This is a genomic window from Streptomyces sp. SAT1, from assembly GCF_001654495.1.
Classification (GTDB): domain Bacteria; phylum Actinomycetota; class Actinomycetes; order Streptomycetales; family Streptomycetaceae; genus Streptomyces; species Streptomyces andamanensis.
The window spans coordinates 6,638,292-6,653,029 of sequence record NZ_CP015849.1 but is presented as its reverse complement, the minus strand read 5'-3'; the positions used below and the strand labels follow the sequence as shown (position 1 = coordinate 6,653,029).

Annotated in this window: 9 protein-coding genes; 3 read left to right on the top strand and 6 right to left on the bottom strand. The window is 74.4% G+C overall.

Annotation, left to right across the window (positions count from 1 at the left end; genetic code table 11):
- Positions 1-64: 64 nt before the first annotated feature.
- A complete protein-coding gene (locus A8713_RS28330; RefSeq protein WP_064536508.1) occupies positions 65-826 on the bottom strand; it encodes a thioesterase II family protein in 762 nt (253 codons plus the stop codon).
- A 570-nt stretch (positions 827-1,396) separates the two neighbouring features.
- Between A8713_RS28330 and A8713_RS28320 the strand changes: the two genes are divergently transcribed.
- From A8713_RS28320 to A8713_RS28310, 3 genes are all read left to right on the top strand, one after another.
- Complete coding sequence (locus tag A8713_RS28320) at positions 1,397-2,125, top strand: 4'-phosphopantetheinyl transferase family protein (RefSeq protein ID WP_079159166.1); 729 nt, start codon at positions 1,397-1,399, stop codon at positions 2,123-2,125.
- 172 nt (positions 2,126-2,297) lie between these two features.
- Positions 2,298-4,130 (top strand): AfsR/SARP family transcriptional regulator, encoded by a 1,833-nt coding sequence (locus A8713_RS28315; protein WP_382844425.1) that lies wholly within the window; start codon positions 2,298-2,300, stop codon positions 4,128-4,130.
- Between the two features lie 109 nt (positions 4,131-4,239).
- On the top strand, positions 4,240-4,902 hold the full coding sequence (locus tag A8713_RS28310; protein WP_064536504.1) for a class I SAM-dependent methyltransferase: 663 nt from the start codon (positions 4,240-4,242) through the stop codon (positions 4,900-4,902).
- Between the two features lie 42 nt (positions 4,903-4,944).
- Here the strand turns inward: A8713_RS28310 and A8713_RS28305 are convergent, their stop codons facing one another.
- The 5 genes from A8713_RS28305 to A8713_RS28285 are packed head-to-tail and all read right to left on the bottom strand — an operon-like array spanning position 4,945 to position 14,713.
- Positions 4,945-6,045 (bottom strand): HAD-IIIC family phosphatase, encoded by a 1,101-nt coding sequence (locus A8713_RS28305; protein ID WP_064536503.1) that lies wholly within the window; start codon positions 6,043-6,045, stop codon positions 4,945-4,947.
- 35 nt (positions 6,046-6,080) lie between these two features.
- A complete protein-coding gene (locus A8713_RS28300; RefSeq protein WP_064536502.1) occupies positions 6,081-7,199 on the bottom strand; it encodes an acyl-CoA dehydrogenase family protein in 1,119 nt (372 codons plus the stop codon).
- Complete coding sequence (locus tag A8713_RS28295; RefSeq protein WP_064536501.1) at positions 7,192-7,473, bottom strand: acyl carrier protein; 282 nt, start codon at positions 7,471-7,473, stop codon at positions 7,192-7,194. The genes A8713_RS28300 and A8713_RS28295 overlap by 8 nt, the downstream gene beginning before the upstream one ends.
- A gap of 20 nt (positions 7,474-7,493) precedes the next feature.
- Positions 7,494-8,363 carry a 3-hydroxyacyl-CoA dehydrogenase family protein gene (locus A8713_RS28290; RefSeq protein ID WP_064536500.1) on the bottom strand — a complete coding sequence of 290 codons (870 nt, stop codon included), beginning with the start codon at positions 8,361-8,363 and terminating at the stop codon, positions 7,494-7,496.
- Between the two features lie 17 nt (positions 8,364-8,380).
- Positions 8,381-14,713: a type I polyketide synthase gene (locus A8713_RS28285; protein WP_064536499.1), complete on the bottom strand. Its 6,333-nt coding sequence runs from the start codon at positions 14,711-14,713 to the stop codon at positions 8,381-8,383.
- Positions 14,714-14,738: the final 25 nt, after the last annotated feature.

The following is a 14,738-nucleotide window of genomic DNA, read 5'->3' as shown; positions in this document are numbered from 1 at the left end:
TTGATCTCCTCAGAGGTCGCTGACGGTGTCACTCCCCGGTCCCCCTTCTCTTTCGTCCGTGGTCTCAGGCGCGCGGCGGGCCGGCGAGGTGGTCACGGAGCATGCCGGTCACCTCGTCCGCCCGGCTGCTGAGGTAGAAGTGGCCGCCGGGGAAGACCTTGAGGTCGAACGCGGTCGTCGTGCGGTCGCGCCAGCGCGCGGCCCCGGGGACCGGTGTCCAGGGGTCCTGGTCCCCCACCACGGCGGTGACCGGGCAGGTGACCACGGCGTCGCGGTCGGCCCGGTAGGCCCCCAGGGCCCGGTAGTCGGCGCGCAGCGCGGGCAGCACCATCCGCAGCAGTTCCTCGTCCTCCAGGAGCCGGGCGTCGGTGCCGCTCATGGCCCTGACCTCCGCCACGATGCCCTCGTCGTCGAGCGGGTGGGAGGGCTCGGGCCGGTCCGCGGACGGCCCCTTGCGGCCGGAGACGAACAGGTGGTCGATCCGCCCGCCCGCGCGTTCGATGCGCCGGGCCACCTCGAAGGCGACGAGCGCGCCCATGCTGTGTCCGAAGAGGGTCAGGGGGAGATCGTCCCAGCGGCGCAGCGCTTCGGACACTTCGTCGGCCATGCGGTGCAGGTCCTGGACGCCCGGTTCCTCCCGGCGGTCCTGCCTGCCGGGGTACTGCACGGCGAGGAGGTCGACCGGTCCGCGCAGCGCGGCGGACACCGGGAAGTAGAAACTCGCCGAGCCCCCGGCGTGCGGAAAGCAGACCAGTCGGCGCGTGGCCGTCGGCGAGGGATGGAAGCGACGGCACCACAGGTCGCTGTCTAACGAGAGCGAGGTCATGTCGGCCTTTTATGCCTTTCTCGATTTACCCGCGCGGGGCCGGCGAGCTGTGCTCTGTGATCACGTGGGACATCCTCCGCATCGGCACGCCGGCCAGTACCCGCTAATGCCGGGAACACCGAGGGACGGCGATCGGCGGGTCACGGGCACCGCATATGACAGCCTGCCATGTCCCCCGGAATGTCAGCAAGTACCCATCTGGGCGTATCCGGCCATGCATGCCCGCGTTCAATTCCGGCTGTTTCTTCAGTGAATGGCGGGAACGTTGCGGTGCAGATCAATCCTGTGGGATTTACTTGGATCCGACTCCGCGGCAACGGTCCGGCCGGACCGCGCACCGCGGATCCGGCCGAGGAGGCGAGGGCACCTCATGGCAAGGCTGTACGCCGTCGGCGACCTCCATGTCGCCCATCCGGAGAACGAGGGCCGTCATCGAAGGACTGTTCCCGGCGGACGAGGGGGACCGGCCGCTGCCGACCGGATACGTGTGCGAGCCGGCCGCGGACGTGGAGCGGGTACCGCGGCTGCCGGCCGACTGGTTCTCGACCGTGGTGCGGGTGCCGGGCAGCCATGGCATACGGCCCTCTCCGTCCGGTCCGGCGCAGCGGTGACGGGCGCCGGCCGGTGATCGAGGACCTGCTGTCGGCGGTGGTCGAGGTGTCGGAGTCGCGGGGGGACCCGCCGGGCTCGGAGCTGTTCCCGGAGGAGGAGCTGCTGGTGGCGCACGTCGTGGAGCAGCGCCGGCGGGAGTTCACGACGGGCCGGCGGTGCGCCCGGCAGGCACTGGCCCGGCTGGGCCAGCCGCGGGTGCCGGTGCTGGCCGGGCCGCGCGGGGAGCCGCTGTGGCCGGCCGGGGTGGTCGGGGCGATCAGCCACTGCGCCGGGTACCGGGCCGCCGCGGTGGCGCGCCGCACCGATCTGCTCGCCCTCGGCATCGACGCGGAGCCTGAAGGGCCGCTGCCGGAGGGGGTGTTCGACGCGGTGACCGTGCCCTCGGAGCGGGCCCCGCTGGAGGACTGCCGGCGGGTGGCGCCGGGGGTGTGCTGGGACCGGGTGCTGTTCAGTGCCAAGGAGTCCGTGTACAAGGCGTGGTTCCCGCTGACGGGGCGGCCGTTGGACTTCCTCGACGCACTCGTGCGGCTGGATCCCGTACGGGGGGTGTTCTCGGCCGCGCTGACGGTGCCGGGTCACCGGGTCGACGGCGGTGCGGTGGTGAGCGGCTTCACCGGCCGCTGGGCCGTGGTGGGCGGCCTGGTCCTGACCGCCGTGATGGTACCGCACAGCGTGAACCCGGCATGAGCGCAAGGCCCGCGCTCTAGGAATACATCTAGACACGACAGGACCACGTTGACCCTTACACGGTCACCTATGACGCTGGAAGCAGTCTTGCCCACCGGTCGTGCGATGAAGAGGTCTCCCCTTGAACTTCCTGTTGCTGGGCCCGCTTTCCGTCCGGTTGAACGCGCGTGAGGTGCACGTGTCGGCGCCGAGACAGCGCGTGGTCATGGCAGCGCTCCTCCTCAACGCCAACCGGGTGATCTCGGTCGACCGGATCACCGAGTACATCTGGGACGGCGCCCCGCCGCCGAGTGCCGCCGCGACCGTCCGCACCTACGTGATGCGCCTGCGGCAGTCGCTGGGCGAGCACGCCTCCGCCCGCATCCTCACCCGGGCACCCGGCTACCTCCTCGAACTCGGCGAGCACGAGAGCGATCTCGGGCAGTTCACCGCCCACCGCCGGCGCGCGGCGGAGCTGGCCGGGCGCGGAGACCTGGAGGGCTCCTCCGCGGAGCTGGCCGAGGCACTCGCCCTGTGGCGCGAGGAGCCGCTGGCGGACATACCGTCGCGGACGCTGCGTGATGTGGAGGGCCGTTACCTCCAGGAGCTCCGCCTGCAGACCATGGAACTGCGGTTCGACACGGAGCTGGCGCTGCTGCGGCACGCCGAGATCGTGCCGGAGCTGGTGCGGCTGGTGCGGAAGCACCCCTTACGGGAGGCCCTGGTGGGCAAGCTGATGCTGGCGCTGTTCCGGTCGGGACGGCAGTCGGAGGCCCTGGAGCTCTACCGGCGCACCCGGGTGCTGCTCGTCGAACAGCTCGGGGCGGAGCCGAGCGCCGATCTGCGCGAGGTCCACCGGCACATCCTCGCGGCCCACGACCGGCCCCGTACGCCCGACCCGCTGGAGCAGCCCGCGGCGGTCCCGGAGGCAGCCGTCGCTGCGGCGCCGGCCGCTGCCCGGGAGAGGTCCTGCTGGCCCGATCCGGCGCAGCTTCCCTCGGTGCCGCTGCCGCTGTCGGCCCGCTCCGACGCGCTGGCGCGGCTGCGGCACTTCCTCACGACCGGCACGATGCCCGCGGGCATGGTGGCGACGGCGGTGGTGACCGGCCGGGGCGGTGTCGGCAAGAGCGCCCTGGCCCTGCACGCGGCGCACGCCATGCGCGATTCCTCGATACACGGTCAGCTCTACGCGGATCTCGGCGGAGCGGAGCGGCCGCTGACCGCCCGGGTGGTGCTGCCGAGGTTTCTGGCGGACCTCGGTGTGCCCCGGGACGAGATCCCCGGGGAGGAGTCGGAGCGGGAGAGCCTCTACCGCTCGCTCACCGCGGGCCGCCGGCTGCTGGTGGTGCTCGACAACGCCTCCAGCACCGCGCAGGTGCGGCCGCTGATACCGGGCAGCGGGGGCAGCAGGCTGCTGGTGACCAGCCGGCGTCGGCTGGCCGATCTGGAGGGTGCGCGCACCCTTCTGCTCGGCCCGTTGGACGAGGAAGGGTCGCTGGAGCTGCTGGGCAGCATCGTCGGTCCGGCCAGGGTCGGTGGCGAACCGCGGGCGGCCCGTACGGTGGTGACGGTCTGCGCGGGCCTGCCGCTGGCGATCCGGATCGCGGGGACCCGGCTGCTGGAGCGTCCCCACTGGAGCATCGGGCACCTGGCCCGGCGGCTCACGGAGGCCCCGCGACTGCTGGACGAGCTGTGCGCGGGCGACTTCGGGGTCCGGCCCTGCCTCGACGCCGAGGTCGCCGGGCTCCGGCGGACGGCACCGGCCGGGATCGACCCTGCCGCGGTGTTCGCCATGCTGGGGGCCGCCGGAGCGTGTTCGGTCTCCAGCAGCAAGGTCGCGGTGATGGTCGGCTGCTCCGAGGCGCAGGCCGAGGAGGCCCTGGACTCCCTGGTCGAGGCGAATCTGCTGGGTGCGCCGGCGGGGGGCCGCTACCGGCTGGACGCGCTGCTGCGGGCGTACGCCTGCGAGCGGGCCCAGGCGGAGGCCGTACGGCAGCCCGATCACCCGTACATGCGCGCCGGGTGACCGTCCCGGCCGCCCGGCGACGGGCACCCGGCGGCCCCGTCCCGTCGCCCCGATCCCTTTCGCCCCCGGTCTCCTTCGCCCCGATCTCCTTCGAGAGGACCCCCGCGCCATGGCCGACCAGACAGCAGCCACCCACGACCTGCTCGCCTACGTCCGTGAGGTCTCCCTCCGTGACGACGATCTCCTCAGGGAGCTGCGGGAGACCACCGCGGACCTACCGGGCGGCTCCGCCCTCCAGGTGATGGCGGAGGAGGGCCAACTGCTGGCCCTGCTGGTCGGGTTGACGGGGGCGCGGGCGGTGCTGGAGATCGGCACCTTCACCGGCTACAGCACCTTGTGCATGGCCCGCGCGCTCCCGGCCGGCGGTCTGCTGGTGTCCTGCGACATCGACGACCGGTGGCCGGCCATCGGCGCCGACTTCTGGAAGCGGGACGGGGTCGACTCGCGGATCGACCTGCGGATCGGCGATGCCGCCGCGACGCTGGACGTGCTGCTGGCGGAGCGCGGGCCGGAGAGCTTCGACCTGGTGTTCATCGACGCGGACAAGGCCAACTACGTCCGCTACTACGAGGCGTCGCTGGCGCTGCTGCGCGCCGGGGGTCTGATCGTGGTCGACAACACCCTGTTCTTCGGCCGGGTCGCCGACCCGGCCGCCGTGGACCCGGAGACCGCCGGGGTCCGGGCGCTGAACCGGGTGCTGTACGAGGACCCCCGGGTGGAACTGTCGCTGCTGGTGATGGCCGACGGAATCACACTCGTCCGCAAGCGCTGAGGGCGGCGGGCCGGAGCCCGGGAGCACCGGCCGCCGCGGCGGTCACGACGTTCCCGGGCCCCCTTCCGGCATGCTCAGGCCGGGTGCGTCCACGCTCATGACGGTGGACACCACGCGCGGGCCGGGGACCAGGTGCAGGCGCTGGAGTCCGGTGTCCTCCGGGGCCGGCAGGAGGACGGCGGCGCACGGGCACGGGGCTTCGTCCAGGCCCTCGAAACCCGCGAACCGGTAGGCGATCTCCATCATCCGGTTGCGTTCGGTCGCCCGGAAGTCCGCCACCAGGTGGACTCCGGACCGGGCGGCGGCGTCGGCCAGCCAGTTCAGCAGCGTCGCGCCGGCGCCGTAGGCGACGACCCGGCAGGAGGTGGCGAGCAGCTTGAGGTGCCACAGGCCCGGGTGCCGCTCCAGCAGCAGGACGCCGACCGCGCCGTGCGGGCCGAACCGGTCGGTGAGGGTGACCACCAGGACCTCGTGCCGGGGGTCGGTGATCAGGCCGCGCAGCACCGCGTCCGGGTAGTGGACCCCGGTCGCGTTCATCTGGCTGGTGCGCAGGGTGAGTTCCTCGACCCGGGACAGTTCCTCACCGGTGGCCCGGCCGATGCGCATCCGCAGGTCCAGGGAGCGCAGGAACTCCTCGTCGGAGCCGGGGGCGGCCGCACGCTCGGCCTCGCGGCGAAAGCCCGCCTGGTACATCCGGCGGCGCCGCCGGGAGTCGACGGTGCTGGTCGCGGGGGTGAACTCGGCGAGCCCGGGGAGGGCGAGGACCTGCTCGGCCGGGTAGCACCGTACGCCGGGCAGGTGGAAGGCGACTTCGGCCCGTTCGGCGGGCCGGTCGTCGACGAAGGCGATGGTCGTGAGCGCGAAGTTCAGCCGGTCGCCGATCCGGCGCACCGACTCGGACTTGGCGCCCCACCCGATCTCCGGCAGGACGAAGTACTCGGCCACGCCGAGCGCCTCCAGCCGGGCCCAGGCGTGCTCGTGGTCGTTGCGGCTGGCGATGGACTGGAGGATGCCGCGGGAGTCCAGTTCGATCACCACTTTGCGCACCTCGTCCGGCAGGTGCACCTCGCCGTCCTCCAGCAGGGTGCCCCGCCAGAGGGTGTCGTCCAGGTCCCAGACCAGGCACTTGACGGTCTCGGCCATGTCGTCCTTCCTCGTCTCGACGGCCGCGGGCCCGCTCACGGTGCCCCCGGAGCGGCGGAGAGGGCGTGCCGGGCCAGCATCAGCCGGCACAGCTCGTTGCTGCCCTCGATGATCTCCATCAGCTTGGCGTCCCGGTACGCCCGAGCCACCGTGTGCCCGTCCCGGGACCCGGCCGAGGCCAGTACCTGGACGGCCGTCGCCGCGCCCCGGGCGGCCTGGGTCGCGCTGACGTGCTTGGCCAGTACGGTCGCCACCACCTGGTCCGGCGACCCTTCGTCCCAGCAGCGGCTGGCGTGCTCGCAGACCCGCGCGGCCACCTGCTCGGCCGTGTAGAGGTCGGCGAGGTGCCCGGCGACGAGCTGGTGCTCGGCGAGCGGTCTGCCGAACTGCTCCCGACCGGCGGCGTGCGCGGTGGCCGCCGCCAGACAGGCCCGCAGGATGCCCACGCAGCCCCAGGCGACGGACATCCGCCCGTAGGCCAGCGCGGTCGTCACCAGCAGGGCGGTCGGCAGCTCGTGGCCGCCCAGGACGCTGTCGGCCGGCAGCCGCACCCCGTCGAGGTGCACGTCCGCGTGTCCGGCCGCGCGGCAGCCGAGCGGGGCGGTGATCCGCTCGATCCGGACGCCGGGTGTGCCGGTGGGCACCACGACGGCCACCGCGCCGTCCTCGTGGCGGCCGACGACGACCAGCAGGTCGGCGTAGTGGGCGGCGGTCACCCACTTCTTGTGCCCGTCGACGACGACCGCGCCGCCGTCGCGGCGTACGGTCGTCGTCATCGCCGCGAGGTCGCTGCCGGCGCCGGGCTCGCTGAAGCCGACCGCCGCCAGTCGGCCGCCGGTCAGCCGGGGAAGGTGGGCGGCCGACTGCTCGGCGGTGCCCAGGCGCTGGATGGTCCACGCCGCCATGCCCTGCGAGGTCATCACGCTGCGCAGCGAGCTGCACAGGCCGCCCACATGGGCGGTGTACGCGCCGCTGCGCATGCTGCTGAGCCCCCAGCCGCCGTACTGCTCCGGGACCTCGGCGCACAGCCGGCCCTCGGCGCCCAGGCCGCGCAGCAGATCCAGCGGGATGAGGCCGGTCCGGTCCCACTCCTGCGCCAGGTCGCCGACCCGCAGGGTGACGGAGGCCATGGCGCCGTTCAGGTCCTCACCCATGCCGGCCCCCGGCGGTCGGCACCCGGAGCCGGTCCACCAGCTCCGCCATCCGCCGTACGGTGCGGAAGTTGTCCAGCCGCAGGTCCCCGCCGCGGACGGCGATGGCGTAGGTCTTCTCCAGGTGCACCACCACCTGCATGGCGAACAGGGACGACAGGCCGCCGGCGTCGAACAGGTCGGTGTCGGCGTCCCAGGCGGTCCCGGTGCGTTCCTCCAGGAATTCCAGCAGTTCCTTCTCTAGGCCGTGGGGGCCGGGCGTGTTCGCTGTGGTCATGGCCGTCTCCTCGTCGTCGATCAGGTGTAGTCGTAGAAGCCGCTTCCGGACTTGCGGCCCAGCCGGCCCTCGCGGACCAGCCGGAGCAGCAGTCCGGTGGGACGGCAGCCGTCGTCGCCGGTGCGTTCGTGGAGCACGGTGAGGGAGTCGACGAGGTTGTCGATGCCGATCAGGTCCGCGGTGCGCAGCGGGCCGGTGGGATGTCCCAGGCAGCCCTGCATCAGCGCGTCGACGTCCTCGGCACTCGCCGTGCCCTCCTCCACGACCCGGGCCGCGTCGTTGATCATCGGGTGCAGGATGCGGCTGGTCACGAAGCCGGGCGCGTCCCGGACGACCACCGCCCGCCGCCGCAGGGCCCTGAGCAGGTCCGCCACGGCGGCCATCGCCTGGTCCCCGGTTCGGGGGCCGCGGACCACTTCGGCGGTTCCGATCAGGTAGGGCGGGTTCATGAAGTGGGTGCCGACCAGTTCCTCCGGCCGCCCCAGCGCCCCGGCCAGTTCGTCGACGGGGATGGAGGAGGTGTTGGTGATCAGCGGGGTTCCGGGCCGGACCAGTCCGGAGACCTCGGACAGTACGGCGGCCTTGACCGCGGCGTTCTCGGTGACCGCCTCGATGACGGCGGTGGCTCCGCCGGCCTCCTTGAGCGAGGTGCCGGTGGTCAGGGTGCCGGGGGGCGTCCCGGCGGGCAGGGCGCCCATCAGCTCGGCCAGCCGGAGTTCGCCGTCGATCAGGCCGGCGGCTCGGTCGAGCCGTTCCCGGTCGATGTCGACCAGGTGGACCCGCAGGCCGTGTCCGAGGGCGAGAACGGTGATGCCGACACCCATCACCCCGGCTCCCAGCACGGTGAGGGCGGGTCGTGGGGGCGGGTCGTCGTACGGGTCCGCGGTCAATGGGTTCTCCTTCGTCATCACAGGCCGTCGGGGGTGCGGAGGGTGGTGCCGAGCCAGTCGGCGACGGCGTCGCCGGTGGTCGCGACGTGCTGTTCCATGATCGAGAAGTGGTCTCCGGGAACGTCGACGACGGTGTCGGCACCGGCCCAGGAGGAGCGCCAGTCACCGGCTTCGGCGGACGGGCGGCCGAGCGGGGTGGAGGCGCGGACCAGCAGCAGCGGGGCGCGGACCGCCGGTGGACGCCAGTCGTCGAGCAGACGGAAGTAGCCGCCCATCGCGGTCAGCCGGGTCCCGTCCATCGGGGCCGCCCGGTCCTCGCGGGCGAACATGCCGCCCAGCAGGACGTCGTTGAACTGGGTGATGCCCTGGTTGTCGGAGAGGTAGGTGTCCAGCAGCACCACGGCCGCCGGGCCCTCGCCGCGCCGTTCCAGCTCGGCGGCGACCCCGTGGGCGAGCGTGCCGCCGGAGGAGGAGCCGGCCAGGACGAGCGTCCGTCCGGGCAGTTCCCGGAGCAGTGTCGTCGCCTGGAAGTCCAGCAGGGCCCGCATGTCGGCGGGCAGTTCCTCCTCGGGGGTGAATCCGGGGGCGTCCAGGGCGGCGACGGCGTAGCGGTCCCGGAAACGGGAGGCGAAGCGGGCGTACTGGTGGGCGCCGCCGAGGGCGACGACGGAGCCGAAGCAGACGAGCACGGGGGCGTCGGCGCGCTCGTTCAGGCGCAGCAGCCGCGGGCCGGTGCCTGCGGCCACGAGGTCGGCGCCGCTGTGGAAGGCCGGGCGGAGGGCGGAGGCGTTCTTGAGCAGGGCGATGCCCTCGTCGGTCCGGCCGAGTGCGCAGGCCCGGCGGAACAGCACGCTCACCGGGTCGGCGGCGCCGGTGTCAGGCCCGGTGCCGGTGCCGGACGCGGCGGCGCCGGTCGCGGGGGCCGCTTCGGGCCGGGGGGTGTCCTCCGTCCGGGCCTCGGCGGCGAGGCGCGCCGCGAGCGCGGCGGGGGTGCCGCTGTCGAAGACGGCGGAGGGCCGTAACCGCAGTCCGGTGACGGCGGCCAGCCGGTTGCGGAGCTCGACCGCTGTCAACGAGTCGAATCCGGCGGCGAGGAAGGGCACCGTCGCGGACAGCGCCCCGGAGTCGGTGTGGCCGAGGACTTCGGCGGCCTGGGCGAGGACGAGTTCGCGCAGGACCAGCTCGTGTTCCTGTGCGTCGGCGGCGGCGTCGAGCCGGTGCCGCAGCGCCGCTGCGGCGGTCGGCGCCCCCTTCGCCCCGGCCGGCGCGGCCGGGCCGCGCCGGACCAGGGAGCGCAGCATGGGGTGCACCGGGCCGTCGCCGCGCACGGTGAGGTCGAGGTGGGCCAGGACGACGGGGCTCCCGTCTTCCGGCGGGGCGGCGTCCGCGGCACACACCGCGTCCAGCAGTGCCATGGCCTCCTCGTCAAGGAGGCCGCGGGCGCCGCGCCGGTCGATGCGCCGCCGTTCGGCGCCGCCCAGCTCCGCCGTCATCCCGCTGACCCGCTCCCAGGGCCCCCAGGCCAGGGACAGGCCGGGGAGCCCGAGCCGTCGGCGTTCCGCGGTGAGGGCGTCGAGCGCGGCGTTGGCGGCCGAGTAGGACGCCTGGCCGGGGCTGCCCAGCACGCCTGCGGCGGAGGAGAAGACGACGAACGCCGAGAGGTCCGCCCCGCGCGTCAGCCGGTCGAGGTGGTGGGCGGCGTCGAGCTTGGGCCGCAGGACGGCGGTCGTCCGCTCCCCGGTCAGCCCGTCCAGCAGGCCGTCGTCGAGCACTCCGGCGGTGTGGACCACGGCGCACAGCGGATGACGTTCGGGGACGGCCGCGAGCGCTGCGGCCAGTGCCTGGCGGTCGGACACGTCACAGCTGACGGCGGTCAGTTCGGCTCCGGCCCCGGCCAGCTCCGCCGTCAGCTCCGGCAGGCCCGGGGCGTCGGCGCCGCGGCGGCTCAGCACAAGGAGGTGGCGCACCCCGTGCGCGGCGACCAGATGACGCGCCAGGACGGCCGCGAGAGCGCCGCCGCCGCTCAGCAGTACCGTCCCCTCGGACGGCCCGAACGGACCGTCCGGCCCGGTCGCCGCCGCGGGGGCGGGGGCCTTGGTGACGGTGGCGGCCGACGGCCGCGTCAGTCGGGGCGCGTACAGGACGCCGCCGCGCAGGGCCGCCTGTGGTTCGCCCGTGGCGAGGAGCTCGGCGAGCGCGTCGCCGAGACCGTCCGGGTCCGGCTCTTCGGTGTCCAGCAGCACGAACCGGTCGGGGTGTTCGAGCTGAGCGGCCCTGACCAGGCCCCAGACGGCCGCCGCGCCGAGGTCCGCCGGCTGCGGCCGCGCGCGGCGCGGGCCGGTCGCGCCCCGGGTGAGCACCACCAGGGGCGTACGGGCGGTGCTGTCGTCGGCCAGGTGGGCCTGGAGACGGTCCAGGACCCCGGACACGACCCGGTGCACCGCCTCGGGGTCCGCGTCCCGGGCGGGGTCGTCCCCGGTCGCACCGGCCGCGGTCCCGGTGCCGGCGGACGGGGGGCAGATCAGCAGCATCGCGTCGGGTGTCGCGGACAGGGGTTCGGCGGCGAAGGCGGCCGGCAGCAGCCGCTCGTCCCGCGGGCCGAGGACACCCCAGCGGGTGACCGGGCGCGGGCCGGGCCCGGCGGTGACCGGCGTCCAGCCGACGTGGAAGACGGAGCCGGAGGACGTCCGCAGTGCGGCGGGGGACGCCGTGCGCAGGGTGAGCGAGCCCACGGTCGCCACGGTGCGCCCCGAGGGGTCGGTGATCCGCGCGGTGACGGTGTCGGGGCCGTCGGGGCGCAGCCGGACGCGCAGGACCGCCGCGTCGGAGGTTCCGATCGCGACGCGCTGCCAGGAGAAGGGCAGAGGGACGCCGTCGGCGGGCTCCGCGGTCCCGGCGCCCTCGCGCAGACCGGCCGTCTGGAGGGCCGCGTCCAGGAGGGCCGGGTGCACGGCGAAGCCGTCGGCTCCGGTGCCGGGGACGTCGTCGGGCAGGGCCACTTCGGCGTGGATCGCGTCCGGGGTGCGCCAGGCGGCGCGCAGGCCCCGGAACGCCGGGCCGTAGGCGACACCCCGGGCTTCGAGCAGCCCGTACAGTTCGTCCACGTCCAGGGGGACGGCGCCGGGCGGGGGCCACGCGCCGGCCGCTTCGGCCGTGTCGTCCCCGTCGGCCGAGCGGTCCTGGGGGCCGACCGTGCCGGTCGCGTGCCGGGTCCAGGGCGGGGCGGCGGCGCCGGGGGCGGCCTCGGGCCGGGAGTGGAACTCCACGGGGCGCCGTCCTGTGCCGTCCTCGGCACCCACCCGTACGCGCAGTTGTACGGCGTGGTCGTCGGCGGCGTCGCCGGGCAGCAGCAGCGGGGCCGCGAGGGTCAGTTCCTCCACCAGGGCGCAGCCGAGGCGGCGGCCCACGTGCGCGGCCAGCTCCACGAGGGCCGCGCCGGGCAGGATCACGGCTCCGGCCACGGAATGGTCGGCGAGCCAGGGGTGGGTGGCCGTAGAGAGCCGGCCGGTGAAGAGGGTGCCCGTGTCGTCGGGCAGTTCGACCGCGGCGCCGAGCAGCGGGTGGTCCACGGCGGACTGGCCGACGGCCGCCGGGTCCCGGTCGGCCGGCGGGGCGTCGAGCCAGTAGCGGCGTCGCTGGAAGGCGTAGGTGGGCAGGTCCACCCGCTGGGCGCCGGTTCCCGCGAACAGCCGCTCCCAGTCGACGCGCAGGCCCCGGACGTGTGCCTCGGCGAGGGCGGTCTGGAACCGGCGGAGCCCTCCGGCCCCGCGCCGCAGGGTGTCGAGCACCAGCGTCTGCGGAGCGCCCGCGTCGGCGGCCGTGTCCTCGATCCCGTACATCAGGGCAGGCTGGGGGCTGGACTCGATGAAGACGCGGTGTCCGGCCGCGAGGAGCGAGCGGGTCGCCCGCTCGAACTCGACCGTCTGCCGGAGGTTGCGGTACCAGTACTCGGCGTCCAGGGCCTTCGTGTCGAGCGGGCCGCCGGTCACGCTGGAGTAGTACGGCACCGCGCCCGAGAGCGGGGTGATGCCGTCCAGGTCGGACAGCAGGCGCTCGCGGATCTCCTCCACGTGCGAGGAGTGCGACGCGTAGTCGACGTCGATGAGGCTCGCCCACACCCCTTCCTGGAGGAGTTCCTCCACCAGTGCCGTGACCGCGTCCGCTGCGCCCGAAACCACCGTCGAGGACGGGCCGTTGACCGCGGCCACCGACAACCGGCCACCCCACGGGGCGGTACGCTCCCGCACCACGTCCACCGGCAACGGGACCGACGCCATGCCGCCGCGACCCACCAGCACGCCCACGGCACGGGAGCGCAACGCGACCACGCGCGCCCCGTCCTCCAGACTCAGACCACCCGCCACACAGGCGGCCGCGATCTCCCCCTGCGAGTGACCGACCACGGCGTCCGGAACCACACCGAACGAACGCCACACCTCCGCCAGCGACACCATCACCGCCCACAACACCGGCTGCACCACGTCGACCTGCTTCAGCAGCCGCTCCGAACCCAGCGCGTCAGCCAACGACCAGTCCGCATAAGGCGCCAGAGCCCGCCCGCACTCCGCCATCCGCCCCGCGAAGACCTCCGACTCATCCAGCAGCCCCGCAGCCATCCCCGCCCACTGCGAGCCGTGGCCCGGGAACACGAGCACCGAACGGCCCGGGAGCTGCCCACCGCCGACCACCACGCCCGCAGAGCCCGCACCCCGTGACAGGGCGGCGACACCGGCCAGCAGTTCGCCCCGGTCCGCCCCCACCACCACGGCACGCTCCGCGAACCGTGACCGCCCCACCGCCAGCGAATGGCCCACGTCCACCACGCTCAGACCCGGGTCCGCCACCACCCGCTCATGCAGCGCCGCCGCCTGGGCGCGCAGCGCGTCGGGCGTACGCGCCGACAGGATCCAGGGGACGGCGGCGACCGGCGCGCCGGTCGGTGCGGCGGGGGCCGCCGGTGCGGCGGGGGCCTGTTCGAGGATGACGTGGGCGTTGGTCCCGCTGGCGCCGAAGGAGGACACCCCGGCCCGGCGCGGCCGTCCCGTCTCCGGCCAGGGGGTGGCCTCGGTGAGCAGGCGGACGGCTCCCTCGGCCCAGTCGACGCGGGGCGAGGGGCGGTCGACGTGCAGCGTGCGCGGCATCACGCCGTGCCGCATCGCCAGCACCGACTTGATCACCCCGCCGACGCCCGCGGCGGCCTGGGTGTGGGACAGGTTGGACTTCAGCGATCCCAGCCGCAGCGGCCGCCCGGCGGGCCGGTCCTGGCCGTACGTGGCCAGCAGCGCCTGGGCCTCGATGGGATCGCCGAGCACGGTGCCGGTGCCGTGCGCCTCCACCATGTCCACCTCCGACGGGGCGAGTCCGGCACGGGCGAGCGCCTGGCCGATCACACGCTGCTGCGCGGGCCCGTTCGGGGCGGTCAGCCCGTTGCTGGCGCCGTCCTGGTTGACGGCCGAGCCCCGGACGACGGCCAGGACGGGATGTCCCGCGCGCCGGGCGTCGGAGAGCCGTTCCAGCAGGAGCAGGCCCAGGCCCTCCCCGAACCCGGCTCCGTCGGCAGCGGCCGAGAAGGACTTGCTGCGTCCGTCGGGGGCCAGGCCGCGCTGGCGGCTGAATCCGGCGTACAGCCCGGGGGTGGACATCACGGTCACTCCGCCGGCCAGGGCAAGGGTGGTGTCGCCGGAGCGCAGCCCCTGGCAGGCGAGGTGGACGGCGACCAGGGAGGACGAGCAGGCGGTGTCCAGGGTGACCGCCGGGCCTTCCAGGCCCAGGGCGTAGGCGATCCGGCCCGAGGCGACGCTCGGGATGCTGCCGGTGCCGAGGAAGCCCTCCACCTCGTCGGGCACCCGGTCGAGCCGGGACGCGTACTCGCCGTGGATCACTCCGGTGTAGACGCCGGTGCGGCTGCCGCGCAGGGTCGTCGGGTCGATGCCCGCGCGTTCCACCGCTTCCCAGGACGCCTCCAGCAGCAGCCGCTGCTGCGGGTCCATGGCCAGGGCCTCGCGCGGGGAGATGCCGAAGAAGCCGGGGTCGAAGCCGGTCGCGTCGTGGAGGAAGCCGCCTTCACGGACGTAGAACGTGCCGGGGGCGTCGGGGTCCGCGTCGAAGCCTCCCTCGACGTCCCAGCCGCGGTCGGTGGGGAACGCCGAGACCGCGTCGCGTTCCTTGACCAGAAGCTCCCACAGGTCTTCCGGGGTACGCACACCGCCGGGATAGCGGCAGCTCATCGCCACGATGGCCACGGGCTCGGCGAAGTCGTCGCGGAGCCGTCGGTTCTCCTGGCGCAGACGCTGGTTGTCCAGCAGCGCGGCGCGCAGGGCGGCGACCACCTGATCCGTGTCGGTGGGCATGGCAGTCGGCTTCTCCTTCTGCTGC